General features: G+C 72.0%; 26 protein-coding genes and 3 tRNA genes. 19 read left to right on the top strand and 10 right to left on the bottom strand.

Going from position 1 to position 26107, the window contains the following annotated elements; genetic code table 11:
• The 4 genes from ACWDYJ_RS31620 to ACWDYJ_RS31605 form a co-directional block, all read right to left on the bottom strand.
• Positions 1-1325: 2-oxoacid:acceptor oxidoreductase family protein (locus ACWDYJ_RS31620; protein ID WP_451569027.1), on the bottom strand; the 1325-nt coding region annotated here is incomplete at its 3' end.
• 231 nt (positions 1326-1556) lie between these two features.
• On the bottom strand, positions 1557-2228 hold the full coding sequence (locus ACWDYJ_RS31615) for a response regulator transcription factor (protein ID WP_451569026.1): 672 nt from the start codon (positions 2226-2228) through the stop codon (positions 1557-1559).
• A gap of 203 nt (positions 2229-2431) precedes the next feature.
• Complete coding sequence (locus ACWDYJ_RS31610; RefSeq protein WP_451569025.1) at positions 2432-3757, bottom strand: sensor histidine kinase; 1326 nt, start codon at positions 3755-3757, stop codon at positions 2432-2434.
• Between the two features lie 289 nt (positions 3758-4046).
• Positions 4047-5216 carry a sensor histidine kinase gene (locus tag ACWDYJ_RS31605; protein ID WP_451569024.1) on the bottom strand — a complete coding sequence of 390 codons (1170 nt, stop codon included), beginning with the start codon at positions 5214-5216 and terminating at the stop codon, positions 4047-4049.
• 156 nt (positions 5217-5372) lie between these two features.
• Between ACWDYJ_RS31605 and ACWDYJ_RS31600 the strand changes: the two genes are divergently transcribed.
• From ACWDYJ_RS31600 to ACWDYJ_RS31545, 12 genes are all read left to right on the top strand, one after another.
• On the top strand, positions 5373-5780 hold the full coding sequence (locus tag ACWDYJ_RS31600; protein WP_401452257.1) for an NADH-quinone oxidoreductase subunit A: 408 nt from the start codon (positions 5373-5375) through the stop codon (positions 5778-5780).
• Positions 5771-6427, top strand: coding sequence for an NADH-quinone oxidoreductase subunit B (locus ACWDYJ_RS31595; protein ID WP_451569023.1), 657 nt, complete (start codon positions 5771-5773; stop codon positions 6425-6427). The genes ACWDYJ_RS31600 and ACWDYJ_RS31595 overlap by 10 nt, the downstream gene beginning before the upstream one ends.
• Positions 6424-7758, top strand: a complete 1335-nt coding sequence (locus tag ACWDYJ_RS31590) for an NADH-quinone oxidoreductase subunit C (RefSeq protein WP_451569022.1) — start codon at positions 6424-6426, stop codon at positions 7756-7758. Before ACWDYJ_RS31595 ends, ACWDYJ_RS31590 begins: the two co-directional genes overlap by 4 nt.
• Positions 7755-8723 carry a complex I subunit 1/NuoH family protein gene (locus ACWDYJ_RS31585; RefSeq protein ID WP_451569021.1) on the top strand — a complete coding sequence of 323 codons (969 nt, stop codon included), beginning with the start codon at positions 7755-7757 and terminating at the stop codon, positions 8721-8723. The genes ACWDYJ_RS31590 and ACWDYJ_RS31585 overlap by 4 nt, the downstream gene beginning before the upstream one ends.
• Complete coding sequence (locus tag ACWDYJ_RS31580) at positions 8720-9280, top strand: NuoI/complex I 23 kDa subunit family protein (protein ID WP_451569031.1); 561 nt, start codon at positions 8720-8722, stop codon at positions 9278-9280. The genes ACWDYJ_RS31585 and ACWDYJ_RS31580 overlap by 4 nt, the downstream gene beginning before the upstream one ends.
• Positions 9281-9282: 2 nt before the next feature.
• Positions 9283-9930, top strand: a complete 648-nt coding sequence (locus ACWDYJ_RS31575; RefSeq protein WP_451569030.1) for an NADH-quinone oxidoreductase subunit J family protein — start codon at positions 9283-9285, stop codon at positions 9928-9930.
• Positions 9930-10289 carry an NADH-quinone oxidoreductase subunit NuoK gene (gene nuoK / locus ACWDYJ_RS31570; RefSeq protein WP_451569020.1) on the top strand — a complete coding sequence of 120 codons (360 nt, stop codon included), beginning with the start codon at positions 9930-9932 and terminating at the stop codon, positions 10287-10289. The genes ACWDYJ_RS31575 and nuoK overlap by 1 nt, the downstream gene beginning before the upstream one ends.
• Complete coding sequence (locus ACWDYJ_RS31565; RefSeq protein WP_451569019.1) at positions 10286-12310, top strand: NADH-quinone oxidoreductase subunit 5 family protein; 2025 nt, start codon at positions 10286-10288, stop codon at positions 12308-12310. Before nuoK ends, ACWDYJ_RS31565 begins: the two co-directional genes overlap by 4 nt.
• 38 nt (positions 12311-12348) lie before the next feature.
• Positions 12349-13902 carry a complex I subunit 4 family protein gene (locus ACWDYJ_RS31560; RefSeq protein ID WP_451569029.1) on the top strand — a complete coding sequence of 518 codons (1554 nt, stop codon included), beginning with the start codon at positions 12349-12351 and terminating at the stop codon, positions 13900-13902.
• Positions 13899-15437 (top strand): NADH-quinone oxidoreductase subunit N, encoded by a 1539-nt coding sequence (locus ACWDYJ_RS31555; RefSeq protein WP_451569018.1) that lies wholly within the window; start codon positions 13899-13901, stop codon positions 15435-15437. Before ACWDYJ_RS31560 ends, ACWDYJ_RS31555 begins: the two co-directional genes overlap by 4 nt.
• Positions 15438-15650: 213 nt before the next feature.
• Complete coding sequence (gene htpX / locus ACWDYJ_RS31550) at positions 15651-16514, top strand: zinc metalloprotease HtpX (protein ID WP_451569017.1); 864 nt, start codon at positions 15651-15653, stop codon at positions 16512-16514.
• The gene (locus ACWDYJ_RS31545; protein ID WP_451569016.1) at positions 16511-16903 is read left to right on the top strand and encodes a YccF domain-containing protein; all 393 of its coding nucleotides are present in this window, start codon (positions 16511-16513) and stop codon (positions 16901-16903) included. Before htpX ends, ACWDYJ_RS31545 begins: the two co-directional genes overlap by 4 nt.
• 117 nt (positions 16904-17020) lie before the next feature.
• Here ACWDYJ_RS31545 and ACWDYJ_RS31540 read toward each other — a convergent pair whose 3' ends face one another.
• From ACWDYJ_RS31540 to ACWDYJ_RS31530, 3 genes are all read right to left on the bottom strand, one after another.
• Positions 17021-18256 (bottom strand): APC family permease, encoded by a 1236-nt coding sequence (locus ACWDYJ_RS31540; RefSeq protein WP_451569015.1) that lies wholly within the window; start codon positions 18254-18256, stop codon positions 17021-17023.
• A gap of 18 nt (positions 18257-18274) precedes the next feature.
• On the bottom strand, positions 18275-19702 hold the full coding sequence (locus ACWDYJ_RS31535) for a SulP family inorganic anion transporter (RefSeq protein ID WP_451569028.1): 1428 nt from the start codon (positions 19700-19702) through the stop codon (positions 18275-18277).
• 248 nt (positions 19703-19950) lie between these two features.
• Positions 19951-20439: a YajQ family cyclic di-GMP-binding protein gene (locus ACWDYJ_RS31530; protein ID WP_451569014.1), complete on the bottom strand. Its 489-nt coding sequence runs from the start codon at positions 20437-20439 to the stop codon at positions 19951-19953.
• A 202-nt stretch (positions 20440-20641) separates the two neighbouring features.
• On the opposite strand from ACWDYJ_RS31530, the gene ACWDYJ_RS31525 reads away from it, so the two are divergent.
• Positions 20642-20723 (top strand) — tRNA-Tyr (locus ACWDYJ_RS31525).
• Between the two features lie 85 nt (positions 20724-20808).
• Here ACWDYJ_RS31525 and ACWDYJ_RS31520 read toward each other — a convergent pair.
• Positions 20809-21318, bottom strand: coding sequence for a hypothetical protein (locus ACWDYJ_RS31520; protein WP_451569013.1), 510 nt, complete (start codon positions 21316-21318; stop codon positions 20809-20811).
• A gap of 146 nt (positions 21319-21464) precedes the next feature.
• Here ACWDYJ_RS31520 and ACWDYJ_RS31515 point away from each other — a divergent pair, with 146 nt between their 5' ends.
• A complete protein-coding gene (locus tag ACWDYJ_RS31515; protein WP_451569012.1) occupies positions 21465-21863 on the top strand; it encodes a DUF3574 domain-containing protein in 399 nt (132 codons plus the stop codon).
• 42 nt (positions 21864-21905) lie between these two features.
• Here ACWDYJ_RS31515 and ACWDYJ_RS31510 read toward each other — a convergent pair whose 3' ends face one another.
• Together ACWDYJ_RS31510 and ACWDYJ_RS31505 are read right to left on the bottom strand one after the other, a co-directional pair.
• On the bottom strand, positions 21906-22562 hold the full coding sequence (locus ACWDYJ_RS31510; protein ID WP_451569011.1) for an SDR family oxidoreductase: 657 nt from the start codon (positions 22560-22562) through the stop codon (positions 21906-21908).
• A gap of 54 nt (positions 22563-22616) precedes the next feature.
• Positions 22617-23918 carry an amidohydrolase family protein gene (locus ACWDYJ_RS31505; protein ID WP_451569010.1) on the bottom strand — a complete coding sequence of 434 codons (1302 nt, stop codon included), beginning with the start codon at positions 23916-23918 and terminating at the stop codon, positions 22617-22619.
• A 347-nt stretch (positions 23919-24265) separates the two neighbouring features.
• On the opposite strand from ACWDYJ_RS31505, the gene ACWDYJ_RS31500 reads away from it, so the two are divergent.
• The 5 genes from ACWDYJ_RS31500 (at position 24266) to ACWDYJ_RS31480 (ending at position 25723) form a co-directional block, all read left to right on the top strand.
• A tRNA-Thr gene (locus ACWDYJ_RS31500) sits at positions 24266-24338 on the top strand.
• A 48-nt stretch (positions 24339-24386) separates the two neighbouring features.
• Positions 24387-24459, top strand: a tRNA-Met gene (locus tag ACWDYJ_RS31495).
• A gap of 88 nt (positions 24460-24547) precedes the next feature.
• A complete protein-coding gene (gene rpmG, locus ACWDYJ_RS31490) occupies positions 24548-24712 on the top strand; it encodes a 50S ribosomal protein L33 (protein ID WP_006604855.1) in 165 nt (54 codons plus the stop codon).
• Between the two features lie 128 nt (positions 24713-24840).
• Positions 24841-25293 carry an FAS1-like dehydratase domain-containing protein gene (locus ACWDYJ_RS31485; RefSeq protein ID WP_451569009.1) on the top strand — a complete coding sequence of 151 codons (453 nt, stop codon included), beginning with the start codon at positions 24841-24843 and terminating at the stop codon, positions 25291-25293.
• 1 nt (position 25294) lies between these two features.
• Complete coding sequence (locus ACWDYJ_RS31480; RefSeq protein WP_451569008.1) at positions 25295-25723, top strand: MaoC family dehydratase; 429 nt, start codon at positions 25295-25297, stop codon at positions 25721-25723.
• Positions 25724-26107 lie beyond the last annotated feature (384 nt).

Here is a 26107-nt window from a genome sequence, read left to right as displayed (position 1 = left end):
GAGCCGTTGGCGAGGTAGCCGTCGGAGAGCAGGAACACCGGTGTCCGGTAGGTGAGTGCGATACGGGCGGCGTCGAGCGCGGCGTCGAAGCAGTCGGCCGGGGTGCGGGGGGCGACGATGGGGACGGGGGCTTCGCCGTTGCGGCCGAACATGGCCTGGAGGAGGTCGGCCTGCTCGGTCTTGGTCGGCAGACCGGTCGAGGGGCCGCCGCGCTGGATGTCCACGACCAGCAGCGGCAGCTCCAGCGAGACCGCCAGGCCGATGGTCTCCGACTTCAGCGCCACACCGGGCCCCGAGGTCGTCGTCACGGCCAGCGAGCCGCCGAAGGCCGCGCCCAGGGCCGCGCCGATCCCGGCGATCTCGTCCTCCGCCTGGAAGGTCCGCACGCCGAAGTTCTTGTGCTTCGACAGCTCGTGCAGGATGTCCGAGGCCGGGGTGATCGGGTACGAGCCCAGGTAGAGCGGCAGATCCGCCTGCCGGCCCGCCGCGATCAGCCCGTACGACAGCGCCAGGTTCCCCGAGATGTTGCGGTAGGTCCCCGCCGGGAACGCGCTCGTGGCCGGCGCGACCTCGTAGGAGACCGCGAAGTCCTCCGTCGTCTCGCCGAAGTTCCAGCCCGCCCGGAACGCGACGATGTTCGCCTCCGCGATCTGGGGCTTCTTCGCGAACTTCCGCCGCAGGAAACTCTCCGTACCCTCCGTCGGACGGTGGTACATCCACGACAGCAGACCCAGCGCGAACATGTTCTTGCTGCGCTCGGCCTCCTTGCGCGACAGCCCGAAATCCTTCAGCGCCTCCACCGTCAGCGTCGTCAACGGCACCCGGTGAATGCTGTACGCGTCCAGCGAGCCGTCCTCCAGCGGGGAGGTCTCGTAGCCGACCTTCGCCATCGGACGCTTCGTGAACTCGTCCGTATTGACGATGATCTCCGCGCCGCGCGGCATATCCGCGATATTCGCCTTCAGCGCCGCCGGATTCATCGCCACCAGCACGTTCGGAGCGTCCCCGGGCGTCAGGATGTCGTGGTCCGCGAAATGCAGCTGGAACGAGGACACACCCGGCAGCGTGCCGGCAGGCGCCCGGATCTCGGCCGGGAAGTTCGGCAGCGTCGAGAGGTCGTTGCCGAAGGACGCCGTCTCCGACGTGAAACGGTCACCCGTCAGCTGCATACCGTCACCCGAGTCACCCGCGAAACGGATGATCACGCGGTCGACGCGGCGGATTTCCTTGCCCGCACCCTCGGGCCGAGGCGCGACGCGCTGGCCGCCGATGGCCTCTCCGGACCCGTCGGCCTGCTCGGCCGGGCTACTGACCTGGCTGGTCACTGAACTGGACCTCCTTCGAGGCGTGGGCGTTCGCTCCCAAGTTCAACCCTACGACTGTGAGGTTTTCCGTCCCTGGGTCGCCCATGTGGTGGACCGCCTTCGAAGACGGCCTGTCCGACAGAATTCGTGCGCTATGTGACATTCTCCAAACCCCCCGGTAGTGGCGGCGGAGCCCCGCTGGTGCGGAGCCCGCCACCCACCACCCTTTTTACCTGACAGGGGGTTAGTTGATCAGGACTTCAGATAGGTGAGAACCGCCAGTACGCGCCGGTGATCCCCTTCACTCGGGGACAGGCCCAGCTTCATGAAGATATTGCTGACGTGCTTCTCCACGGCCCCGTCACTCACCACGAGCTGCTTGGCCACGGCGGAATTGGTCCGTCCTTCGGCCATCAGGCCCAGCACCTCGCGCTCGCGCGGCGTCAGACCCGCCAGGACGTCCTGCTTCCGGCTGCGCCCCAGCAGCTGGGCGACGACCTCGGGGTCCAGCGCGGTACCGCCCCGGGCCACGCGCACCACGGCGTCCAGGAACTCCCGCACCTCGGCCACCCGGTCCTTGAGCAGGTAGCCCACCCCCGTGCTGGAACCGGCCAGCAGTTCGGTGGCGTACTGCTCCTCCACGTACTGCGACAGCACGAGGACCCCGATCCCGGGGTACTCGCGGCGCAGCCGTACGGCGGCTCGTACGCCTTCGTCGGTGTGCGTCGGCGGCATCCGCACATCGGCCACCACCACATCCGGCAGCGCGTCCTCGGCCGCCAGCTCCGCCACCGTCTTGATCAGGGCTTCCGCGTCCCCGACGCCGGCCACGACGTCATGCCCCCGGTCGGTCAGCAGCCGGGTCAGGCCCTCCCGCAGCAGCACCGAATCCTCGGCGATGACCACCCGTACCCTGTCTTCCACGTTTCAGCAGCTCCCGCGTCCACTCGTCATCCGCACCGCACGCCCGTAGCCGGGTGCACCTGGTGTGCCTGGCACGGCCAAGCATCCCAGGGCGGAGACGGGATCACGGCCGGTGCGGACGAACACGTGGGCGTACGGGGGAGTTTCCGGCGGGCGGCGGGCGGCGGGCGGCGGGCGGCGGGCGGCGGGCTGCGGGCGCGGGCCTACGGGCGGTCGCGCCAGGGCAGCTCCGCCGTGACCGTCGTGCCGTGCCCGGGGGCGGAGTCCACGATCAGCAACCCGTCCACGGCGTCCACCCGCTCCGCCAGCCCGGCCAGCCCGCTGCCGCCCCCGGTCCCGGTCCCCGAACCGGCGCTCGCCCCACCCCGGCCGTCGTCGGCGACCTGGATCAGCAGCCGCTCGCCGGAGCGCCACACGTCGACGCTCGCGGTACGGGCCCGAGCGTGCTTGCTGACGTTCTGGAGCAGCTCGGAGACGGTGAAGTACGCGATCCCCTCGATCGCGTCCGCCGGGCGGGTCGGCAGATCCACCGCCACCCGCACCGGAACGGCACACCGCGAGGCCACGGAGGACAGCGCCGCGTCCAGGCCGCGGTCGGTGAGGACCGCCGGGTGGATCCCGCGGGCGAGGTCGCGCAGCTCCTGGAGGGCGACCTTCACCTCCCCGTGGGCCTCGTCCACCATGTGGGCGGCGGCCCGCGGGTCCTCGGTCATCTTCTCCTTCGCCAGCCCCAGGTCCATGGCGAGCGCCGCCAGGCGGGCCTGGGCCCCGTCGTGCAGGTCCCGCTCGATGCGCCGCAGGTCGGCGGCCGCGGTGTCCACGACCACCCCGCGATCGGACTCCAGCTCGCTGACGCGGCTGTCGAGCCGGGACGGGCCGAGCAACGCGCCGACGAGGACCCGGTCGACGGTGGTCAGAGCGCGGAAGACCCAGGGCGTGGCGAGGGTGAGGGCCAGCCCGAGCAGGAAGGTGGCGGTGATGGTCAGGGGGTCGTCGAGGTAGAAGGAGTAGTCGTCGTTCTGGAACAGCTGGAGGCCCGGCTGGTGGGTGAAGGCGGGGAAGACCCAGAACCACAGCGGGTAGAGCAGGAAGCCCCACCCGTACGACCAGAACACCACGGCCACGCAGAAGGCGAACACCGCCCACGGGAAGTGGATCACCGAGTACAGCACGTGCCGCCAGGCGCTGCCGCTCTTGAGCAGCGCCCCCATGGCGGCGAGCGCCCCGCTCTTCTGAGCCCTGACGGGCGCCGGGTCGGCGAGCGGCACCCGGAGCAGACCGCGCACCCGCGCCCGCTCCACCTGCCCGAAGCCCCGGCACATCGCGAGCACCCCGGCCAGGACCGGGATCCCGAGGAAGGTGACGAGCAGCCCGGCGCCGAGGCTCACGCCGGTGACGGCGAGCGAGAAGTACAGGGTGCTCAGCGGCAGCCCGAGCAGCAGGTACCCGAACTCCCGCCAGGTCCGCGCCGCCACGGGCGCCCGCAACACCCCGCCGACACCCCGCCCCGCGTCCATGCCGTTGCCCATGATCCGGACCCGCCCTTCCCTGACATCCCTTGACCCCTCAACCCTCCTGCCGCCCCCCTCCCGAAACCATGCGGCGAGTCGGCCTCTCCGCCGGGGGGTTATCCCCACCCCGGGGCCGAGCCGCTCCCGGCCCTTTTCAGCCTCGCCAGGGGGCACCTCCGAGGGGTCCCCCCGGACGGAGTCTGGGGGAGGTAGCCGGGGGAGTTTGAGGCGCGGGGTCCGGGGCGGAGCCCCGGGAAGCGGCCCGCAGGCCACCACCGAGCCCTGCCACCCCGGACGGGGTCCCGTATCAAGAGCGGCCAGCGCGAGGGCGCCACGGCAGCTCCGCCGTCACCACCGTCCCCTCCCCCTCCGGGGAATCCACCACGACCACCCCGTCCACCGCCCCCAGCCGCTCCGCGAGCCCGGCCAACCCGGTCCCCCCGGACAGCCGCGCCCCGCCCCGCCCGTCGTCCGAGACCCGGATCAGCAGCCGCGGCCCCGCCCGCCACACCTCGACGCTCGCGCCCCGCGCCCCCGCGTGCTTGCTCACGTTCTGCAGCAGCTCCGACACCACGAAGTACGCGATGCCCTCGATCGCCTCCGCCGGCCGCGCCGGCAGATCCACGGCCACCTTCACCGGCACCACGCACCGCGAAGCCACCGACGACAGTGCCGCGTCCAGCCCCCGGTCCGTCAGGACGGCCGGGTGGATGCCCCGCGCCAGGTCCCGCAGTTCCCGCAACGCCAGCTTCACTTCCCCGTGCGCCTCCTCGACCATCACCGCCGCCCCCTCGGGGTCCTCCAGCAGCTTCTCCTTGGCCAGGCCCAGCCCCATCGCCAGCGCCACCAGCCGTGCCTGGGCCCCGTCGTGGAGATCCCGTTCGATGCGCCGCAGGTCCGCGGCCGCCGTGTCGACGACGACACCCCGCCCGGATTCCAGCTCGGCGATCCGCCGCTCCAGCTCGTCGGAGGGCGACAGCAGGCCCCGTACCATCGCCCGGTCCACGTTCGCCAGGCCGCGTACCACGTAGGGCAGTACGGGCCACAGCACGAACAGACCCGTCAGAGCGACGGTGAAGGTCAGTACCCCCCACGGCAGCCGGACCAGCTCGTAGAGCACGGTCCGCCAGCCCACCGGGTCCTTGATGCTCGTCCACAGCCACGGGAAGAACCCGCCGGACCGCTTGGGCCCGGGGATCGGGGTCGGCTCGTTCACCCGTACGCCCAGCAGGGCGCGCGCACGCGCGCGGTCGATCTTGCCGAACTGCCGCGCCCCGTAGAGACCGCAGGCGAGCAGCGGCAGTCCGATCGCGGTCACAGACAGACCACCCGCCGTCGAAACCATGACAACCGCGTAAACAAATCCGATCAGCGCCACCGGCAGATTGCTCAGCAGGTACGCGATCTCCTTCCACGTCGCCGCGTCGAAGGCGGGGCGTACCGGGGGAGGAGCGGAGGGCTGATCGTTCGCAGTCATGCGGGACAGCCTGCCAACCTCGCCCTGCCGATGCCATGGGGCAGCCAGGCGCCAGTGAACGGGGGATAACCCCACCCTGTGTGGCCCAGGCCCTAGACTCCCGTCCGTACCAGACACAACAGATCGTCGACAGTGGCCAAGGAGCGAGGAACGGACGTGCCCGACCCAACGGTATCGACCGCAACCGTGCTCGCAGCCGACTATTTCCGGAGCTATTCGGTCGTCGGCCTGCTCGCCGTCCTCGGCGTGCTCTTCGTCGCCGTGGCCTTCGGCGCCGGACGCCTGCTGCGGCCCGTGGTTCCGACCCCCGAAAAGCTTCTGACTTACGAGTGCGGGGTGGATCCTGTAGGTGAGGGCTGGGCACACACCCAGGTCCGCTACTACGTCTACGCCTTCCTCTACGTCATCTTCGCCGTCGACTCGATCTTCCTGTTCCCGTGGGCGACCGTGTTCGCCGCCGCCGGTTACGGCGCCACGACGCTGGTGGAGATGTTCATCTTCCTGGGTTTCCTGGCCGTCGGCCTGCTCTATGCGTACAAGAAGGGCGTCCTCGAATGGACGTGACACCGGCTGTGACCTCGGCTGTGACCTCCGCTGCGACACCGGCTGCGACACCGACCGAGAGTGTTCCGCTCCCGGAGCCCAGGCGGCTCGGCGTGCTCTCCCGCCTGGCCCCGGAGCCCATGAAGGTGGTCCTCAACTGGGGCCGCCGCTACAGCCTGTGGGTCTTCAACTTCGGCCTCGCCTGCTGCGCGATCGAGTTCATCGCCGCGTCGATGGCCCGGCACGACTTCATCCGCCTCGGCGTGATCCCCTTCGCGCCCGGACCGCGCCAGGCCGACCTGATGATCGTCTCGGGCACGGTGACGGACAAGATGGCCCCCGCCGTGAAGCGGCTCTACGAGCAGATGCCCGAGCCGAAGTACGTCATCTCCTTCGGCGCGTGCTCCAACTGCGGCGGGCCGTACTGGGACTCGTACTCGGTCACGAAGGGCGTCGACCAGATCATCCCGGTCGACGTCTACGTGCCCGGCTGCCCGCCGCGCCCGGAGGCGCTCCTCCAGGGAATCCTCAAGCTGCAGGAGAAGATCGCTCGCGAGTCGCTCGCGGAGCGCTACGCGGCCACGCCCTCCGTGTCCCAGCTCACCAGCGGCCTGGTCACGCCCCCGCCCGCAGCCGCCACCGCCGTCCGGCCGGGGGCCGACGCGTGAACCTCTACGACTCCCTCCCCGACGGGGCCCCGGCGATCTTCGGCGCCGAGGCCGTGGGCACGTACGCGTACGACGTCCTTACGGTCGACGTGCCCGTCGGCTCCTGGATCCCGGCCCTGGAGATCGCCCGCGACAAGCTGGCCTGCACCTACTTCGACTGGCTGAGCGCGGTCGACGAGCCGGGCACCGGCTTCCGGATCTGCGCGCACGTCGTCTCGCTGGAGAACCACCGCGTACGCCGCCTCCTGCTGCGTACGACGGTCCCGCACGCCTCCCCCTCCCTGCCGTCGGCGGTCGCGGTCTACGCGGGCGCGGCGTGGCACGAGCGGGAGACCTTCGAGATGTTCGGCGTGGTCTTCACCGACCACCCCAACCTGGTCCCGCTGCTGCTCCCGGAGAACTTCGAGGGGCACCCGCTGCGCAAGGACTTCGTCCTGGCGGCGCGCGTCGCCAAGGCCTGGCCCGGTGCCAAGGAGCCGGGCGAGGGCGCCGACCCCGAGGGACCCAAGCGCCGCCAGATGCTGCCGCCGGGCGTGCCGGACCCGAACGACTGGGGCCCGATGAAGGGCCAGCTGCCCCCGGCCCCCACCCGCCCGGCCCGCACCCCCCGCGCAGCCGGCGCCGCCCCGACCCGCCGCCCCCGCCCGGTCCCGGAGGACTCCGCGACCGAGACCGCCCCGACGCCGGACGCCACCCCCACGGACGCCGCGCGCCCGCCGCGCCGCACCCGCTCGGTGTCGGAGGGCTCGGCGAGCCAGGCGGCCCCGGCGGCGGAGGCCGCACCCGCGGCGAACACGGCCGACGCCTCGTCGGCCCCGACCGCTCCGACCGCCCCGGCCCCCACGGACGCCGCGCGCCCGCCGGGCCGCACCCGCTCGGTGTCGGAGGGCTCCGCGAGCCAGGCGCCCCCGGCCCGTCCTACAGGCCCGGCCCCGGAAGGCTCGGCGAGCCGGCCGGCGCCGCCGGAACCGTCCGGTGCGGCGCTTCCGGCGGACGCCCCACCCGCAGCCGACGGCTCGGCGAGCCAGGCGGCCCCCGCTCCGGCCGACACCCCGGCGCGCCCGCCCCGTACCCGCTCCGTCGCCGACGGCTCGGCGAGCCAGGCGACCCCGGCCCCGGCCGGTCCCGGAAACGGGACCACCGCACCGGAGCCGGAGGCTCCCCCGCGCAGCGCGGACGCGCCCTGGCACGACCCGAAGCCCGCCTTCGAGGAGCCCGAGCCGGCTCCCGAGCCCCGGCCCCGGCCCAAGCCCAAGCCCGACACCGACCCTGACCCCGATCCCAACACCGACCCTGACCCCGATACCGACACCACCGGAGGCGACGCGTGAACGATGTCCTCGACGTCGCCCTGCGACTGATCGTCGTCTTCGCCGTCTTCCTCGTGCTCCCGCTCGTCATCGGGCAGACCGAGCACAAGGTGATGGCGCACATGCAGGGCCGCCTCGGCCCCATGTACGCCGGCGGCTTCCACGGCTGGGCCCAGCTCGTCGCCGACGGCGTGAAGTTCGCGCAGAAGGAAGACATCGTCCCGGCCAACGCCGACCGGCGGATCTTCCAGCTCGCCCCCGCCGTCGCGCTGCTGCCCTACCTCCTCGTGCTCCTCGCCATCCCCATCGGCGCGGGCGGCGGCGCGGTCGGCCAGGTCATCGACGCCGGTGTCTTCTTCGCGCTCGCCGTCATGGGCGTCGGAGTCCTCGGCTCGCTGATGGCCGGCTGGGCCTCCGCCAACAAGTTCTCCCTGCTCGGCGGCCTGCGCACCGCCGCCCAGCTGCTCGCGTACGAGCTCCCCATGCTGCTCACGGCTGCCTCCGTCGCGATGGCGGCCGGCACGGTCTCCCTCCCCGGCATCGTCGAGGCCTTCCAGTGGTGGTGGCTGCCCTGGCAGATCGTCGGCGCGCTCGTCTTCTTCACCGCCGGCCTCGCCGAACTCCAGCGGCCCCCCTTCGACATGCCCGTCGCCGACTCCGAGATCATCTTCGGCGCGTACACCGAGTACACCGGCCTGCGCTTCGCGCTGTTCCTGCTCGCCGAGTACGCCGGGATCGTCGTCCTCTGCGCCCTCACCACCGTCCTCTTCCTCGGCGGCTGGCACGGCCCCTTCGGCGGCGAGGACCTGGACTGGGTCTGGACCCTCCTCAAGGTCGCCGTCCTCGCCTTCGTCGTGATCTGGCTCCGCGTGAGCTACCCGCGGCTGCGCGAGGACCAGCTCCAGAAGCTCGCCTGGACCGTACTCATCCCCCTCGCGCTCGCCCAGATCGCGCTCACCGGCATCGTGAAGGTGGCGATGAACTGATGCCCATTCCCGGATCCGGCCTGGCCAAGGGCCTGGCCGTCACCCTGCGCACGATGACCAAGCGCGCGCACACCGCCCAGTACCCCGACGCACAGCCCGAGCTCCCGCCCCGCAGCCGCGGGGTCATCGGCCTGTTCGAGGAGAACTGCACGGTCTGCATGCTGTGCGCCCGCGAGTGCCCCGACTGGTGCATCTACATCGACTCCCACAAGGAGACGGTGCCGGCGTCCACCCCCGGCGGTCGCGAGCGCAGCCGTAACGTCCTCGACCGCTTCGCCATCGACTTCTCCCTCTGCATGTACTGCGGCATCTGCATCGAGGTGTGCCCCTTCGACGCGCTCTTCTGGTCGCCGGAGTTCGAGTACGCGGAGACCGACATCCACGAGCTCACCCACGAGCGCGACAAGCTGCGCGAGTGGATGTGGACCGTCCCGGCCCCGCCCGCCCTGGACCCGGCCGCGGAGGAGCCCAAGGAAGTCGCCGCCGCCCGCAAGGCGGTGGAGAAGGCCGCTGCCGCCGCCCACCTGCCCCCGACCACCCCGGAGGCAGACGCGTGAGCATCGCAGCCGCCGCCCCCTCACCCCTGGCCGCCGCCGCGGGCCAGGGGTTCCTCTCGCCGACCGGCGTCGAGATCGCCTTCGTCCTCGTCGGCCTCGCCACCCTCGGCGCGGCCCTCGTCACGGTCACCACCAAGCAGCTCGTGCACGCCGCCCTCTGGCTGGTCGTCACGCTCGGCGGCATCGCCGTCGAGTACCTGCTGCTGACCGCGGAGTTCATCGCCTGGGTCCAGGTACTGATCTACCTCGGCTCCGTCGTCGTCCTCCTCCTCTTCGGCTTGATGCTCACCAGGGCCCCCATCGGCCGTTCCCCGGACGCCGACTCGAACAACCGCTGGGTCGCCCTCGGCGTCGCGGGCGCCGCGGGCGCCGCGCTCGTCTGGGTCGTCGTCGACGCCTTCCGCACCACCTGGATCGACCTCGACGGCCCCGTCCAGGGCTCCACCAAGGTCTCCGGCGAGATCCTCTTCCAGCACTGGGTGCTGCCCTTCGAGGCGCTCTCCGTCCTCCTCCTCGCAGCCCTGATCGGCGCCATCGTGCTCTCCCGCCGCAACACCCCGGCGGAAGACGCCGCCGATGCCGCCGATGCAGCCGCCGCTGCCGCCGCCGCCAAGAAGGCTCCCGCCGGCGACAAGAAGGGGCAGCGCTGATGCATCTCGCCTACCCCGCCGTACTGGCGGCGCTCCTGTTCGCCACCGGCCTCTACGGGGTGCTCGCCCGCCGCAACGCCATCCTGGTCCTGATGTCCGTCGAGCTGATGCTCAACGCCGTCAACCTCAACCTGGTGGCCTTCGACGTCTGGCTGCGCGACGCCCTGCACGCCGGCCAGGCCCTCACCCTCTTCACGATCGCCATCGCCGCCGCCGAGATCGGCATCGGCCTCGCGATCGTGCTGATGGTGTACCGCAACCGGGGCACCTCGGACGTCGACAAGCTGCGCGACACCGCCGAGAGCCACGAGCCCGGCCTGCCCGACGACATCACCGACCGGCCGGAGGTCGCCGCGTGAGCACCACGACCCTCGCGGTCCTCGTCCCCCTCCTCCCCTTCCTGGGCGCGATCGCGGGGCTGCTGCTGGGCCGCACCGCGCCCGGCTTCGTCCGGCCGCTCGCGGTCCTGCCGACCCTGGCCGCCGCCTTCCTGGCCGTGCTCGTAGCCGTCGGCCACGGGGGCGGCGAGGCGATCGACACCGCGACCGAACTGACGCCGACCGGCTCCGTACCGATCGAGCTCTCGCTCCACCTGGACGGCTTCGCCGTCCTGGTCGCCGTCCTGGTCGGCGTCGTCGCCACCTGCGTACAGCTCTACTCGACGGCGTACCTGCGCGAGGACCCGCGCTACCCGTCCTATGCCGCGCTGGTGTCCCTGTTCACCTCCGCCATGCTGCTCGTCGTCTACTCCGGCGACCTGATGGTGCTGCTGGTCGGCTGGGAGATCATGGGCATCTGCTCGTACTTCCTGGTCGGCCACTACTGGGAGACCGAGGCGGCCCGCTCCGCCTCCCTGAAGGCCTTCCTCGTCACCAAGCTCGGCGACGTCCCCTTCCTCATCGGCCTGTTCGCGCTCGCCGCCGACGCCGGCTCCTTCCGCATCACCAAGATCCTCGACACCGTCGCCGCGGGCGGTCTCGACCACCCGACGCTGATCGCGCTGCTCCTGCTCGCCGGCGTCGCGGGCAAGTCCGCGCAGTTCCCGCTGCACACCTGGCTCCCCGACGCCATGGCGGGCCCGACCCCGGTCTCGGCGCTGATCCACGCCGCGACGATGGTCGCCGCCGGCGTCTACTTCGTCGCCCGCCTCCTCCCCGTCTTCGCGGCCTCGCAGGTCGCCCTGGTGGTCATGGCCGTCATGGCAGCCGTCACCATGGTCGGCTCGGCCCTCGCCGCCCTGGCCCAGGACGACATCAAGCGCGTGCTCGCCTACTCCACGGTCGGCCAGCTCGGCTACATGACCGGCGCCCTGGCCGTCGGCGACCGCGGCGCCGCCGTCTTCCACCTCCTGTCCCACGGCGCGTTCAAGGCGCTCCTCTTCCTCGGCGCCGGCGTGATCATCCACGCCGCCGGTACGAACTCCCTCGCCGCCATGTCCCGGATGGACGGCCTGTCCAAGCGCATCCCCGACGCCTTCTGGACGATGACGATCGCGCTCCTCGCGCTCGCCGCCATCCCGCCCTTCGCCGGCTTCTTCTCCAAGGAAGCCGTCCTCGTCGCCGCCGAGCACACAGCAGGCGGCCACTCGGACTTCGCGCCCAGCGCGGCCGGCTGGGTGGTGCTGGTCGCCGGCGTGCTGACCGCCCTGCTCACCGCCGCCTACGCCACCCGGCTCTGGCTGATGGCCTTCCGCGGCCGGGGCGCCGCCGCCCCCGACCACGGCAAGGAGCCCGTCGCCATGACCGGCGTGCTGTGGCTGCTGGCGGTCCCCTCGATCGCCTTCGGCCTCGCCGCCGGTCCCCTCGCCGACTGGTTCGACGGCAAGGAACTCACCCCGTCCCTGGCCACCTCCGTTCTCGGTACCGGTGCCGCGCTCATCGGCGGGATGCTCACCTACGCCCTCTGGCAGCGCGCCACCGCCAAGACCGCCGCCGGAGCCGTGATCGGGACCACCCGGACCGGGTCCTCGGTGCCGGTGTCCGCGTCCGTCGCCGCCGCCGAATCCGCCGCCGAGACCCCCGAGGTGGCCGAGGTGACCCACGATCACCCCGCCGTCCCGTCCGGACCCGCCCCCGACCCCGGCCCGGCGCTCCTCGGCCCGCTCCACCGCCACGCGGCCGACGGCTTCCACCTCGACGCCGTCTACGACCGGCTCTTCGTCCGCCCCGTCCGGGCCGCCGCGAGCCTGGTCCGCTTCCTCGACCGCGAGGTCGTGGACACGTACGTCCGCGGCGCGGGCACCGGCCCCCGGCTGCTCGGCAGCCTCGTACGCCGCGCCCAGACCGGCAACGTGCAGAGCTACCTGAGCGCCCTGCTCGCCGGCGCCGTGGTCCTGGCGATCGCCACCGCCGTCCTCGCCAACGTCAACGCCGGATCGTGAGCCGTGAGTCAGCCGTGATTGATATCAGCCCGTCCGTGATGCAGTTCCTTCTGGCGTTCATCGTGGCCGCACCGCTCCTCGGGGCCGTCGCGGCCCTCCTGCCCGCCCCGCCCGGGCTCAAGGGCCGCAGCCCCGAACAGGCCGTGCTGCGCCACGGCGTGACCGTGACCGGCGTCATCCTCGCCGCGGCGATCGCCCTCACCCTGGGCTTCGACCACGACGCCCCCGCCCGCTTCCAGGCGACGACGGACATCAGCTGGATCCAGGCGCTGAACATCCGGATCCACCTCGGCGTCGACGGCATCTCGCTCCCCCTCCTCCTGATGACCGCGCTGCTGTTCTTCCTCTGCGCGGTGTACAGCTACTACAAGCTTCCCGACGGCCCCTCCCCGAAGGCCTTCGTCGCGCTGCTCCTCGTACTCGAGTCCGGCACCCTCGCGACCTTCGCCGTCCTCGACCTGCTGCTCTTCTTCCTCGCCTTCGAGATGGTCCTCATCCCGATGTACTTCCTCATCGCCCGCTGGGGCGGCGCTCAGCGGCAGGCCGCCGCCTGGAAGTTCATCCTCTACACCCTCCTCGGCTCCGTGGTCATGCTCCTCGGACTGCTGCTGATCGGACTGGACAGCGGCACCTTCGACATGGTGGCACTCGCCTCTGACAACGGCCGCGAACTGTCCCACACCACCCAGCTCCTGGCCGTCCTCGCCATCGGCATCGGCCTCGCCGTGAAGACCCCGATGTGGCCGCTGCACAGCTGGCTCCCGGACGCCCACACCGCCGCCCCCACCGTCGGCTCCGTGCTGCTCGCGGGCGTCATGCTGAAGATGGGCACGTACGGGTTCGTCCGCATCCTGCTCCCCATCACTCCCGACGGCATGCACACCTTCGCCCCGTACCTCGGCGCCTTCGCCACCGTCGGCATCGTCTACGGGTCCCTGGCCTGCCTCGCGCTGGCCCGCAAGGGCGGCAAGGGCGACCTCAAGCGCCTCATCGCCTACTCGTCCGTCGGCCACATGGGCTTCGTCCTGCTCGGCATCGCGACCATGACCCCCACCGGGGTCAACGGCGCGCTCTTCGCCAACATCGCCCACGGCCTGATCACCGGCCTCCTCTTCTTCCTGGTCGGCGCCCTCAAGGACCGCTACGGCAGCAGCGACCTCGACACGCTCGCCGGGGCCACCGGCGCCGCCCTGTACGGCCGCGCCCCCCGCCTCGGCGCGCTCCTCGCCTTCGCCGCCGTCGCCTCCCTCGGCCTTCCCGGCCTGGCCGGCTTCTGGGGCGAGATGCTGGCCCTGTTCGGCGCGTTCGACCCGGCCGAGGGCCTGTCCCGCCCGGCCTTCCTCACCTACCTGGCCTTCGGCGCCTTCGGCACCCTGCTGACCGCCGCCTACCTGCTGGTCGTCGTACGGCGCGTCTGCATGGGCGACCCGAAGGCCGGCCCCGAGGTCTCCCTCGCGGACGTCCAGCGCTACGAGTTCGCCGCCTGGACCCCGCTCGTCGCCCTCACCGTCCTCGCCGGCCTGTGGCCCGCGGTCCTCCTCGGCCTCACCGACCCGGCCGTCCAGAAGCTCCTCGCAGGAGGCAACTCATGACGGCCTTGACGGTCCTCTCCGCCGAGACCCCCAGCCTGGTCCAGACCGTCGACTGGCTCGCGATCGCGCCCGTGGTCGTCACCGCCGTCGTCGCCCTGCTCGTCCTGGTCGCCGACCTCTTCGTACCGGAGCGCCGCAAACCGCTCCTCGGCTGGGTCTCCGTGGCCGGCCTGGCCGTCGCGACCGCCACCCTGCTGCCGCTGCGCGCGGGCGACCGGACCACCTTCTGCCTCACCGGCGACCCGGCCGCCTGCAGCTACACCGCCGACCACTTCACGCTGGTCGTGCAGTTCCTGGTCCTGGCCGGCGCCCTGGTCACCGCCCTGCTGTCGGTCACCGCCATCCGCGACACCCGCATGCCGGCCGGCGAATACTGGTTCCTGCTGCTCTCGTCCGCCGCCGGCGCGGCCCTGCTGCCCGCCTCCCGGGACCTCGCGACCCTGATCGTCGCCCTGGAAGTCGCCTCGCTGCCCGCCTTCGCCCTCGTCGGCATGCGGCGCGGCGACCGGCTCTCCTCCGAGGCCGCCCTCAAGTTCTTCCTGTCCTCGGTCACCGCCACCGCCGTCTCGCTCCTCGGCGTCAGCTTCGTCTACGCCGCCACCGGCTCCCTGCACCTCAGCCAGATCGCCGACCGCCTCGACGACGTCCCCGCACAGCTCGACACCCTCGCCATGGCGGGCGTCGCCCTCACCCTCGTCGGCTTCGCCTTCAAGACCGCGGCCGTCCCCTTCCACTTCTGGGTCCCGGACACCTACGTGGGCGCCCCGCTGCCCATCGCGGGCTACCTCTCGGTGATCGGCAAGGCCGTCGGCTTCACCGGCCTCATCCTCGTCACGGTGATCGCCTTCCCGGCGTACTCCGACATCTGGGGCCCGGCCCTGGCCGTGCTCGCCGCCCTGACCATGACGCTCGGCAACGCCGCCGCCCTGCGCCAGTCCGCGGACCGCCCGAACAGCGCCGTACGCCTCCTCGCCTGGTCCTCCGTCGGCCAGGCCGGCTTCCTGCTCGTGCCGATCGCGGCGGCCGCGTACTCCGACCGCGACCAGATCGGCACCACCGTCGCGTACGCGCTGATGTACGCCGCCGTGAACCTCGGCGCCTTCGCCGTGGCCGCGCTGGTCGCCCGTACGAAGCCCCTGCACCGGATCAGCGACTACCGCGGCCTGTACGCCGAGCGCCCGCTGGCGGCCCTCTCGCTGGCCTTCTTCCTGCTCTGCCTGGCCGGTCTGCCACCGGGCATCGTCGGCCTCTTCGCCAAGGTCGCCGTCTTCCGGTCGGCCGTGGACGCGGGCCTGGGCTGGCTGGCCGTGGTCATGGCGGTCAACGTCGTCATCGCCCTCTACTACTACCTGCGTTGGACGGCGCTGCTGTTCCGCGTGCCGCGAGGCGCGGCGGAGGAAGTGGCAGCGGCTCCTGCGAAGGCCCCCGGGCCGGTCACGGTCGCGATCGTCCTCACCGGCGTGACCGCCCTCGTCCTCTCGGGCGCTCCCCAGCTGGTCCTGCGCTTCGCCGCGGGCAGCCTGTTCCCGCAGTAGCCCCCGCGCGCTCACCCGTACGGAGCAACGCCCGCCGCCGTCCCCCCGCCGAGGCACGGGGACGGCGGCCCGGCCGCGCCCTGGGGCCCGGCCCCGGGGAACCAGGCGCCCTCACCTGGCGTTGACCAGGAAGGGACGGTCCACTGGACCGAAGACCCTCAGATCCACAGATCCTGGACGGGTCCCCCCGCCGCACCACTAGGAGGGCGCACCGTGCACCGCCGGCACAACGGGCTGAAGACCGCCGTACTCCTCGGCGGGCTGTCCGCACTCATCATCGTCATCGGGAGCTTCTTCGGGCGTGGCGGCCTGATCGTCGCCGTTCTCATCGCCCTGGGGACGAACGCGTACGCGTACTGGAACAGCGACAAGCTGGCTCTACGCGCGATGCGCGCCCGCCCCGTCAGCGAATTCGAGGCGCCCCGGCTCTACCGCATGGTCCGCGAGCTCTCCACTTCCGCACGCCAGCCCATGCCACGGCTCTACATCTCCCCGACCGAGGCCCCGAACGCCTTCGCCACCGGCCGCAACCCGCGCAACGCCGCGGTCTGCTGCACCGAAGGCATCCTGCGCATCCTCGACGAGCGCGAGCTGCGCGGGGTCATCGGACACGAGCTGAGCCACGTCTACAACCGCGACATCCTGATCTCGTCGGTCGCCGGAGCCCTGGCCTCCGTGATCATGTTCCTGGTGAACTTCGCCTGGCTCATACCGGTCGGCCGGTCCAGCGATGACGAGGGCCCCGGCCTCTTCGGGATGCTCCTCATCATGATCCTCGGCCCGCTGGCCGCGTCCGTGATCCAGCTGGCCATCAGCCGCTCGCGCGAGTACGAGGCCGACGCCTCCGGAGCGCAGCTGACCGGCGACCCCCTCGCCCTGGCCAGCGCCCTGCGCAAACTGGACGCGGGTACCAAGCAGCTGCCGCTGCCGGCCGAACCACGTCTGGAGACGGCGAGTCATATGATGATCGCCAACCCCTTCCGCCCCGGCGAAGGAATGTCCAGGATGTTCTCGACACATCCCCCGATGGCCGAGCGCATCGCCCGGCTCGAAAAGATGGCAGGACACAGCCGGTGAAGACCATCCTCAACGTCATTTGGCTCGTGCTCAGCGGGATCTGGCTGTTCCTCGGCTACTGCCTGGCAGGGCTGATCCTCTGCATCACGATCATCGGCATCCCCTTCGGCATAGCGGCCTTCCGCATCGCGGTCTACGCCCTCTGGCCCTTCGGCTACACCACGGTCGAACGGCGCGACGCGGGCGCACCGTCCTTTGTCGGAAACGTCCTGTGGCTGCTCCTGGCGGGCTGGTGGCTGGCCCTGGGCCACATCTTCACCGGCATCGCGCTCTGCGTCACGATCATCGGCATCCCGTTCGGCATCGCCAACTTCAAGATGGTCCCGCTCTCCCTGCTTCCCCTGGGCCGCGAAATCGTCCCCACGGACGCCCCGTTCGCCTCTCGCTGACGGCAGCCGCCCACTGCACGCCGTACCGATATGCGCAGGTCAGGGTGATTGTCAGTGGCGTGGGTCACCATGAACACATGAACGAGACCGAGCAGTTGCCGGAGCACGTCGCCCAGCTCAGACCCCGGACCTGAGCCGCCGCCGGAGTCCGTACGCCAGCGCCCCCACCATCAGCACCGCCGCCCCCGCGACCGCCGACGCGACGGGCAGTGCGCACGCCAGCACCACACAGCCGGACAGCCCGACCGCTGCCACGGCCCGGCCCTTGAGAGCTGAATCGAGAGTCCACGCGGAAGCATTCGCGATCGCGTAGTAGACGAGCACGCCGAAGGACGAGAAACCGATCGCGCCCCGCAGATCAGCGGTGGCCGCGAGCACCGCCACCACCGCACCCACTGCCAGCTCCGCATGGTGCGGCACCTGACGCCGGGGATGTACGGCGGCCAGCACGCGCGGGAGATGGCCGTCCCGGGCCATCGCCAGGGTCGTGCGCGAGACCCCGAGTACGAGGGCCAGCAGGGAGCCCAGCGCGGCCAGCGCCGCGCCCACCCGGACGACGGGGGCCAGTCCGGGCCATCCGGCCGCGCGCACCGCGTCGGCCAGCGGGGCCGCGGACCCCGCCAGAGCGTCGGTGCCGAGCACCGACAGCACCGCCACGGCCACGGCGGCGTACGCCAGCAGGGCGATCCCCAGCGCGATCGGCACCGCGCGCGGGATCGTGCGCTCCGGATCGCGCACCTCCTCGCCCAGGGTGGTGATCCGGGCGTAGCCCGCGAAGGCGAAGAACAGCAGCCCGGCGCCCTGCAACAGCCCGACAGCGCCCCAGTCCGAACCGCCCAGCCGGCCCGCTTCGGACGCGTCGGAGCTCAGGCACACCACCACGACCGCGGCCAGCACCGCCAGCACCGCCGCCACGATCAACCGGGCGATCCGGGCGGACTTCTGCACTCCGCCGTAGCTCGCGGCGGTCAGCGCCACCACGGACGCGACGGCCACGGCGTGCTGTTGCCCGGGCCAGACGTACGCCCCGACGGTCAGCGCCATCGCCGCACAGGAGGCGGTCTTGCCGATCACGAACCCCCAGCCCGCCAGGTACCCCCAGAAGGGACCGAGCCGCTCGCGCCCGTACACGTAGGTCCCGCCGGAGGACGGATGGACGGCGGCGAGCCGCGCCGAGGAATGCGCGTTGCAGTAGGCGACGACGGCCGCCACCGCCAGGGCGGCGAGCAGGGCGCCGCCCGCCGCGCGGGCGGCCGGGGCGAGGGCGGCGAAGATGCCGGCGCCGACCATGGCGCCGAGCCCGACGACGACGGCGTCGGACACGCCCAAGGTGCGCTTCAACTGGTTGTCCACGGGCGGAGGGTAGCCCGGCTAGATGACGCCCTCCCGGCCGGGCAGCGGTGTCCGCTTGCGTTCCCAGCCCTCCAGGGCGGTCAGACAGGCGTGGTCGAGATGCCGCAGCCCGCTGAGGTCGAGGTGTACGGACGGCCCGTGCGGCAGCGCGTCGAGGGAGTCCAGCAGCTTGGGAAGCCGCAGGAAGCTGGCGTTGCCGACGATCCGCACCCGCAGCTCCTCGCCCTCCCAGACCTCCTCGATGTGGACGTGGGAGGTCTCCCAGGCCGCCTTGGCGATGGCCAGGCCCAGCCCGATCAGCACTCCCTCGAAGAGACTGGTGGCCACGATCGCCGAGGCCGTCGCCACCAGCACCACCGCCTCGCCCCGATGGGTCCGCCACAGCGTGGCCACCGCACGCGCGGGCAGCAGCTTCCAGCCCGCGTGCAGCAGCACCCCGGCGAGCGCGGCGAGCGGGACGATCTCCAGTACCCGGGGGAAGGCCACCGCGAAGAGCAGCAGCCAGGCCCCGTGCATCACGCGGGCCGCCCGGGTGCGGGCCCCCGCCTCGACGTTCGCGGCGCTGCGCACGATGACGGCGGTCATCGGCAGCGCGCCCAGCAGGCCGCAGAGGCTGTTGCCGACGCCCTGGGCGATGAGTTCCTGGTCGTACTCCGTCCTCGGCCCGTCGTGCATCCGGTCGACGGCGGCCGCGCTGAACAGGGTCTCGGCCGAGGCGATCAGCGCGAGTGCGATCACGGTCCCCACGGCCCCTGCGGAGGCCAGCACCCCGAAGTCGCCCCAGCCGGGCGGGGCCACGGCCTCCAGCACCCCCGTCACCCGGACCTTCTCGACGGGCAGCCGCAGCAGCGCGGCCACGGCGGTGGCGGCCCCCACCGCGACGAGCGCCCCCGGTACGAGCCGTACCCGGGCCGGCATCCGGCGCCAGGCCGCCAGGACGGCGATGGTCCCGGCGCCCAGTGCCACGGCGGCCCAGTCGGCCTGTGATCCGAGCCCCTGGATCCCGCCCAGCTTGGCGAGGGTCTGCCCGGGGGCCGGGACGCCGCCCAGGGCGTAGAGCTGCCCGGCGATCAGCACGAGTCCGATCCCGGCGAGCATCCCGTGGACGACGGCGACGGAGATCGCCCGGAACCACCGACCGAGCCGCAGCACCCCCATGCCCAGCTGGACCAGCCCGGCGGCGAGCACCAGCACCCCGAGCGCGGGTAGCCCGTAGGACCGCACGGCCTCGTAGACGAGCACGGTCAGCCCCGCCGCCGGCCCGCTGACCTGGAGTGAGCTTCCCCGGAACCAGCCGGTCACCAGACCGCCGACCACCCCGGTGACGATGCCCAGCTCGGCCGGCACGCCGGAGGCGACGGCCACCCCCACACAGAGCGGGAGCGCGACCAGCGCGACGACGACGGACGCCCCGAAGTCTTCACGGAAACTGCCGGCCCCGGGCATGCGGAAACCCCCTGTCACGCGGTGATGGATGACACCCAGCGTGCTGGGCCCATCCATGCACGCCTAGCGACCACAAGGGGCCCGGGGAGGAGCGTGCGCCGCTCACGCCAGCACACACCCCACCGGGCGCCGACGGCGAAGGGCACGACGCGGGCGCCTGCCGGGATCTTCCCCGGCGCTCTGCCCCGTAGTGCCCCTCGGGTCCGCTCAGTGGCGTATGCGCGGCTCAGCGACGTCGCAGACGCTGATCAGCGGTAGTTCACGAACTGGATCGCGAAATCCAGGTCCTTGCCCTTGAGGAGCGCCTGGACGGCCTGGAGGTCGTCGCGGTTCTTGGAGCTGACGCGCAGCTCCTCGCCCTGGACCTGGGCCTTGACGCCCTTGGGGCCCTCGTCACGGATGATCTTGGCGACCTTCTTGGCGTTCTCCTGGGAGATGCCTTCCTCGATCGTCGCGAAGATCTTGTACTCCTTGCCGGACAGCTGCGGCTCACCGGCGTCCAGCGCCTTCAGCGAGATCCCGCGCTTGACCAGCTTGGTCTCGAACACGTCCAGGACGGCCTTGACGCGCTCCTCGGAGTTCGCCTCCATCAGGATCTTGTCGCCGGACCAGGCGATCGACGCGCCGGTGCCCTTGAAGTCGTAGCGCTGCGAGAGCTCCTTCGCGGACTGGTTGAGGGCGTTGTCGACCTCCTGCCGCTCGACCTTCGAGACGATGTCGAAACTGGAGTCGGCCATGTGCTGTGGCTCCTTGAAGTCGGCTGTGATGTGCCCCGGGGGGCGCGGGCCGGACATCCCCGGCCCGCGCCACAAAGCCTAGCCACCACGCCCACCTGCGGCGCTGATCAATCCGGTGGTGAAGCACCCCCGGTCATCGGGTATCGTTTACGTCGTTGCCAGGGAGCGCCGCCGTAAGGCGGAAAAAATGGCAGCAGATCATGGCGGTGTGCCCGAGTGGCCAAAGGGAGCAGACTGTAAATCTGCCGGCTCAGCCTACCCAGGTTCGAACCCTGGCGCCGCCACGCGAGTGGAACCCCCGTTCATCTGCGGAAGCGCAGTGGACGGGGGTTTCTTCGTATGTCGCGCCCGGCCCCGCCGTGCATCCCGCTAGCGCGCCGGGGCGGTCACCGTCAGGTGGTAGGTCGTGTCGACCCAGAAGCCGTTCGTCGCGGCGGAGTCGATCTCCAGCACGAACTGGCCCGCCGGGAGAGGCTCCAGGCCGCACCACAGGCCCCAGGCGATCCGCGGTATCCCCATGGACTGGAAGGGCTTCGAGGAGAACTCGCCCAGGGCCAGGGGAGTGCTGTTCAGGGCCGCCGAGGCCCGGGTCACCTCCGGGCGCCAGGGCCTGGTCACGAACGGCACCGCCGGGCGCTGGGTGTTCAGGACCGGGAAGAAGACCCGCCGACCCGCCGGGATGCGGCAGCGCCGCACCACCCGTCCGCCGTGGCTGCCGGCGAGGAACCACAGGTCGTCGGGCTGCCGCCAGCCCGCGTACGCCCCCGTGGTGTCGCCCACGGGGCTCCGGTCGTCCGGCGCGGACAGGGCCCACTTCCACCACCGGGCGGCGAGCCGGCCGCCCTCAGCCTCACCGATGCGCCAGTCCCCGTCGCCCATGCCCCAACCCCGGTCCTCGTGCGACCGCCCCCTGCGGCCGAATCCGGGTGACCCTATCGGGCGCCTCCGGCGTGCCGATGAGGGCGGCCGGTCGTTCACGGGGCGTGACATGGACTTCGGACGCACGTGGCAAGGTCGGGGGCGGCGTGCTGATCGCCCTCCTCGGCGCCGGAATTCCGGCCCTGGTGGGGGCCGCGCTGAACACCCCGGCGGGGGAGCCGTACCGGGAGACCCGGCTGTACTTCGGCACGCAGCGCACCGACGGCCGGGAGCCGGTCGGGGAAGGGGAGTTCATGCGGTTCCTGGACCGCGAGATCACCCCCGCCTTCCCCGAGGGGCTCACCCTCCAGGACGGGTACGGCCAATGGCGGGGCGCGGACGGCACGATCGCCCGCGAGACCTCGTACGAGGTGGTGCTGCTCTACCCCGAGAAGGAGGCGGAGGCGCGCGGCGTACGGGTCGAGCGGATCCGGCAGGCGTACGAGCGGCAGTTCCAGCAGGACTCGGTCGGCCGCTCCGACGACAAGGTCAGCGTCGAGTTCTGACGGGACAGCAGCAACAGCGGAAGGCGGCGAGCGGGGCGGGACTCAGTTGCCCGCCATGTCCTTGACGGCCACCGTGACCGGCATCGAGCCGGAGACCAGCTCCAGGGTCAGGCCGGCCGTCGCCGGCGTCTCGATCAGCTCGGCCAGCACCGCGGCCACGTCGTCGCGGGGGATCGAGCCGCCGCCCGCGTGCGCCTCCAGGTGGACCAGCCCCGTACCGGGCTCGTCGGTCAGCGTGCCGGGACGGAGGATCGTCCACTCCAGGCCCAGCCGGGTCCGGACGTGGTCGTCGGCCTCGCCCTTCGCCCGCAGATAGGCGTCGAAGACGTCGTGGCCCTCGCGGTGGGCGTCGGCGCCCAGCGAGGAGACCATCAGGAAGCGGCGTACGCGGGCCCGTTCGGCGGCGTCGGCGAACAGCACCGCCGCGCCCCGGTCCACGGTGTCCTTGCGCCCGACGGTGCTGCCGGGGCCGGCGCCGGCGGCGAACACCGCCACGTCCGCGCCCTGCAGGATCCCCGCGACGTGTTCGACCGAGGCCGACTCCAGGTCGCACAGCACCGGTTCGGCGCCCATCGCCCTGAGGTCGTCGCCCTGTTCCAGGTCACGGATGATGCCCGCGACCTCGTACCCGCGCGCGGAGAGCAGGCGCTCCAGCCGCAGCGCGATCTGACCGTGTCCACCCGCGATGACGATGCGCATGTCCCGACCGTACGACGAGCCGGGCGCCCACGCCCGCGAACGACCGCCGAACGCTCACGGTCCGGGCTCGGCACGCCCCTGCCGGGGCAGGTCCAGGGCCACCGCGACCGCCGAGTCGCAGTACTCCCGTACGGCACTCGTACGGGCTACCACGCGCCCCCGGTGGATCACGATCCGGCTGTACGCCAGCGACAGCACCCCGGCGATCCGTTCCCCGCGCACGGCGAGCAGCTCCGCCGGAAACCCCGCCTCCACCCGCACCTCCGGCAGGCCCATGGCCTCGCGGGCGGCGGCGCTCACCGACGCGTACGCCTCGCCCGCCCGCAGCCCGCCCTGGGAGGCCAGCAGGTACGCGGCCTCGAGCGGGTCGCCGCGCCCGACCGGGTTCCCCGCGTCCCGCAGCGCCCCGCTCCCGGCCGCGACACGGACCCCGGCGGTGCGCAGGAGGCGTACGGGGGCGGTGCGCAGGCCGCGGCGTTCCAGGGCCGCGCAGTCGCCCTGGGGCAGACAGGTCACCCGTACCCCGGCCGCGGCGAGCTGGTCGGCGGCCCGGGCGGCCACGTCCAGCGGGAGGCGTGACAGTCCGCCGCAGGGACCGATGGTCACCCCGGGCCGCAGACCGCCCGCCATCGCCGCGAGCCGGGAGAGGCGGCCCGGATCGTCACCGTCCGTGTGCAGGTCGACGGGGCAGCCGTGCTCGGCGGCCAGTTCGAGGACCGCTTCCAGGAAGCCGGTCGGATCGGGGTCGAGGTCGGGGCAGCCGCCGATCACGGAGGCGCCCATCTTGACGGCGTCGCGCAGCATGGCGAGCCCGTCCGCGCCGGCGACCCCGGTCAGCAGCCGGGGGACGGCCACGGTGGTCAGGTCGGTGAGCCCGCGCAGGGAGCGGCGGGCCTGGAGGACCGCCTCCATGGGGCCCAGCCCGTGCACGTCGCCGATCCGGACGTGGGAGCGCACCGCGGTGGCGCCGTGGCCGAGCTGGAGCAGCGCCGCCTCGGTGGCGCGGCGCTGCACCTCGTCGGGGGCGTACGAGACGGGCCCCTCGACGTCGGCGGTCAGGGCGGTGTCCCCGTGGGCATGCGGCTCGGCGGGGGCGGGCAGCAGCAGGTAGCCGCGCAGGTCGACGCGGGACAGGGCCGGGGCGGGGAGGCTGCCCGCGGTCCCGACGGCCTGGATGCGGCCCCCGCTGAGCCGGACGTCGACGGTGCGGCCGTCGGTGAGCCGGGCCCCGGCGAGGAGCAGGCCGGTGGCCTCGGGGGGCGTGCCGCCGACCGGGCTGCGGGCGGGACCGCCTGCGGCCGGGTTCCGCGGGGAGCGGGGCGGCCGGGGCGGCTGCTGCGGCTGGCTGTCGAACATCGCGCTCCTGCGGTGGCTCGGGCGGTTCCTGTGCCGTGGCCGCAGCCCGCGGCCCAAGATCACGCAGCGTGGCAAGAGCCTAGGGCGCGGGGCTCTCCGGTTCGCGGAAGAGCGCAATAGTCGTACCGGTGTGGTGCTCATGCGTCACGGAGCGTGCGCCGTCACGCGGAGTGTCCGGAGGGGCCCCGGAGTGCCGTGTGGGTGTGAGCCCGCCCACAAATGGGCCGGAAAACGGGCCGGTGGCCGCCGACGTGCTGATCAAGAAAGGCTCACCGACCCCTCCGGAGCCCTGTTCCCGCAAAGGATTTGGGCGATCGGCAGGCAACCGTGTAATGTCTTCATCGCTCGCCCCAATAGCTCAGTCGGTAGAGCGTCTCCATGGTAAGGAGAAGGTCTGCGGTTCGATTCCGCATTGGGGCTCTGGTGAGAGAGGTTCCCTACCCTCAGGTGGGGGGCGGATCTCATCAAAGCGGCGTAGCTCAGTCGGTAGAGCAAGCGGCTCATAATCGCTGTGTCACCGGTTCAAGTCCGGTCGCCGCTACCCACAGTAGCCGATTGCGGGGTCGGTCTCCCGATCGGCTACTCTTTTATGCGTTCATCCGTCCAATATTCCGTCAAGGAGCACTCACGTGGCTGCCACCGACGTCCGCCCGAAGATCACGCTGGCCTGCGTGGAGTGCAAGGAGCGGAACTACATCACCAAGAAGAACCGGCGTAACGACCCGGACCGTCTTGAGATGAAGAAGCACTGCCCGCGTTGCAACTCGCACACCGCGCACCGCGAGACCCGCTGATCCTGGCGAAGTCTCGTATATAGGCACGAATCATGAGGTCGTCCCCTGCAATGGGGGGCGGCCTCGTGTCGTTTCCCCGCCCTTGCGGCATCCCGAGATCATGTTCCTTCAGCAGGAGGTAGTGAGCCATGGCCCTCGACCAGACCTTCGTGGGGCGGACGTACCCGCCCACCGAGCCGTACGAGGTCGGCCGGGAGAAGATCCGCGAATTCGCGGTAGCGGTGGGTGACGAAAATCCCGCCTACACCGACCCCGAAGCCGCGAAGGCGTTCGGTCATCCGGATGTGATCGCCCCGCCGACTTTTGTGTTCGCCATCACTTTCAAGGCGGCGGGCCAGGTCATCCAGGACCCGCAGCTGGGTCTGGACTACAGCCGCGTCGTGCACGGCGACCAGAAGTTCGCGTACGTCCGCCCCGTGCGGGCGGGTGACCGGCTGTCCGTGACCTCCACGATCGAGGCCGTGAAGTCCATGGCGGGCAACGACATCATCGACATCCGCGGTGAAGTCCACGACGAGTCCGGCGAGCACGTGGTGACGGCGTGGACCAAGCTCGTGTCCCGCGCCCCCGAGGAGGCCTGAGATGACCGCGCAGATCCAGTACGCCGACGTCGAGGTCGGCACCGAGCTGCCGGCGGCGTCCTTCCCCGTGACGCGCGCCACGCTCGTCCAGTACGCCGGTGCCTCGGGTGACTTCAACCCGATCCACTGGAACGAGAAGTTCGCCAAGGGGGTCGGGCTGCCCGACGTGATCGCGCACGGCATGTTCACCATGGCCGAGGCGATCCGCGTGGTGACCGACTGGACGGGCGACCCGGCCGCGGTCGTCGAGTACGGGGTCCGCTTCACGAAGCCGGTGGTGGTCCCGAACGACGACCAGGGCGCGCTGATCGAGGTCACCGCGAAGGTCGCCGCGAAGCTGGACGACAACCGCGTCCGGGTCGACCTGACCGTGACGAGCGCGGGCCAGAAGGTGCTGGGCATGGCCCGCGCGGTGGTCCAGCTCACCTGACCCCTGGCCGGGGCGTTACGCGGCCCCCGTGCCCGTCGACTCCGGCCGCCCCGGCCCCCGAGCGGCCCGCGGTCCGGCACCCCTGGAGTGGGCTCGCGGAGGGGGTGCCCGGCCCCGATGCCCGTGGACGTTGCGGCCCATCGCCTGACGGCGGCCCGTGCCCGCCACGAGGGGGCCTGTCCGCCGTCCGGCACTCCGAGCGGGGGCTCGCGGACGGGCGTCGGCCCTGATTGGCCGTGGGCGTTGCGGCCCGGCGCCTGGCGGCGCCCCACAGCCCACCGACCCGTCTCTAGTGCTGTGACCGGAAAGGTTCACCGGGTCGCGGCCCCCGGCACGGCACCTCGCGGCGTTGTCGGACCGCGCAAGTACGTCCAGTACGAGTCG

This window comes from Streptomyces sp. NPDC003042 (assembly GCF_053591315.1).
The sequence above is the reverse complement of the archived record's forward strand: the minus strand, read 5'-3'. Positions and strand labels throughout refer to the sequence as shown.

Coding starts and splice junctions, on each gene's coding strand:
- ACWDYJ_RS31505 (WP_451569010.1), bottom strand. CDS start 23,918: ATGTTCGACAGCCAGCCGCAGCAGCCGCCCCGGCCGCCCCGCTCCCCG.
- ACWDYJ_RS31510 (WP_451569011.1), bottom strand. CDS start 22,562: ATGCGCATCGTCATCGCGGGTGGACACGGTCAGATCGCGCTGCGGCTG.
- ACWDYJ_RS31610 (WP_451569025.1), bottom strand. CDS start 3,757: ATGGGCAACGGCATGGACGCGGGGCGGGGTGTCGGCGGGGTGTTGCGG.
- ACWDYJ_RS31595 (WP_451569023.1), top strand. CDS start 5,771: ATGGACGTGACACCGGCTGTGACCTCGGCTGTGACCTCCGCTGCGACA.
- ACWDYJ_RS31535 (WP_451569028.1), bottom strand. CDS start 19,702: ATGCCCGGGGCCGGCAGTTTCCGTGAAGACTTCGGGGCGTCCGTCGTC.
- ACWDYJ_RS31520 (WP_451569013.1), bottom strand. CDS start 21,318: ATGGGCGACGGGGACTGGCGCATCGGTGAGGCTGAGGGCGGCCGGCTC.
- ACWDYJ_RS31530 (WP_451569014.1), bottom strand. CDS start 20,439: ATGGCCGACTCCAGTTTCGACATCGTCTCGAAGGTCGAGCGGCAGGAG.
- ACWDYJ_RS31555 (WP_451569018.1), top strand. CDS start 13,899: ATGACGGCCTTGACGGTCCTCTCCGCCGAGACCCCCAGCCTGGTCCAG.
- ACWDYJ_RS31480 (WP_451569008.1), top strand. CDS start 25,295: ATGACCGCGCAGATCCAGTACGCCGACGTCGAGGTCGGCACCGAGCTG.
- ACWDYJ_RS31560 (WP_451569029.1), top strand. CDS start 12,349: ATGCAGTTCCTTCTGGCGTTCATCGTGGCCGCACCGCTCCTCGGGGCC.
- ACWDYJ_RS31485 (WP_451569009.1), top strand. CDS start 24,841: ATGGCCCTCGACCAGACCTTCGTGGGGCGGACGTACCCGCCCACCGAG.
- nuoK (WP_451569020.1), top strand. CDS start 9,930: ATGCATCTCGCCTACCCCGCCGTACTGGCGGCGCTCCTGTTCGCCACC.
- ACWDYJ_RS31605 (WP_451569024.1), bottom strand. CDS start 5,216: ATGACTGCGAACGATCAGCCCTCCGCTCCTCCCCCGGTACGCCCCGCC.